This window comes from Streptomyces sp. NPDC051569 (assembly GCF_044454085.1).
Classification (GTDB): Bacteria; Actinomycetota; Actinomycetes; order Streptomycetales; family Streptomycetaceae; genus Streptomyces.
Genome location: NZ_JBITDJ010000055.1, coordinates 1 through 1,030, shown reverse-complemented (window position 1 = coordinate 1,030; position 1,030 = coordinate 1). Strand labels below are relative to the sequence as shown.

Below are 1,030 nucleotides of genomic sequence, written 5' to 3'. Positions count from 1 at the left end.
CGGCGATCTTCATCGCCTCTTCGATGAGGGTCTCCACGATCTTCGACTCCGGGACGGTCTTGATGATCTCGCCCTTGACGAAGATCTGACCCTTGCCGTTGCCGGACGCCACCCCGAGATCGGCCTCCCGCGCCTCACCCGGACCGTTCACCACACAGCCCATCACCGCCACCCGCAGCGGGACCTCCATACCCTCCAGACCCGCCGTCACCTCGTCCGCGAGCTTGTACACATCCACCTGAGCCCGCCCGCACGACGGGCAGGACACGATCTCCAGACGCCGCTGCTTCAGATTCAGCGACTCCAGGATCTGCAACCCGACCTTGACCTCCTCCGCCGGCGGAGCCGACAGCGAGACCCGGATCGTGTCCCCGATCCCCTCCGACAACAGCGCACCGAACGCGACCGCCGACTTGATCGTGCCCTGGAACGCCGGACCCGCCTCGGTCACCCCCAAATGCAGCGGATAGTCACACCGCGCCGCCAGCTGCCGGTACGCGTTGACCATCACCACCGGATCGTTGTGCTTCACCGAGATCTTGATGTCCCGGAACCCGTGCTCCTCGAACAACGACGCCTCCCACAGCGCCGACTCCACCAGCGCCTCCGGAGTCGCCTTCCCGTACTTCCGCAGGAGCCGCGCGTCCAGAGAACCCGCGTTCACACCGATCCGGATCGGCGTCCCCGCCGCACCCGCCGCCTTCGCGATCTCCTTGACCTTGTCGTCGAACTGCTTGATGTTCCCCGGATTCACCCGCACCGCGGCACAACCCGCGTCAATCGCCGCGAACACATACTTCGGCTGGAAATGAATATCCGCGATCACCGGAATCTGCGACTTCCGCGCGATCACCGCCAACGCGTCCGCGTCATCCTGCGTCGGACACGCCACCCGCACGATCTGACAACCCGACGCCGTCAGCTCCGCGATCTGCTGCAACGTCGCCCCGATATCGGACGTACGCGTCGTCGTCATCGACTGCACCGAAACCGGCGCATCCCCACCGACCGCCACCGACCCGACCTGGAT

General features: G+C 65.7%; 1 protein-coding gene. It reads right to left on the bottom strand.

Annotation, left to right across the window (positions count from 1 at the left end):
* Positions 1-1,030: flavodoxin-dependent (E)-4-hydroxy-3-methylbut-2-enyl-diphosphate synthase (gene ispG, locus ACIBAE_RS29655; RefSeq protein WP_399291493.1), on the bottom strand; the 1,030-nt coding region annotated here is incomplete at both ends.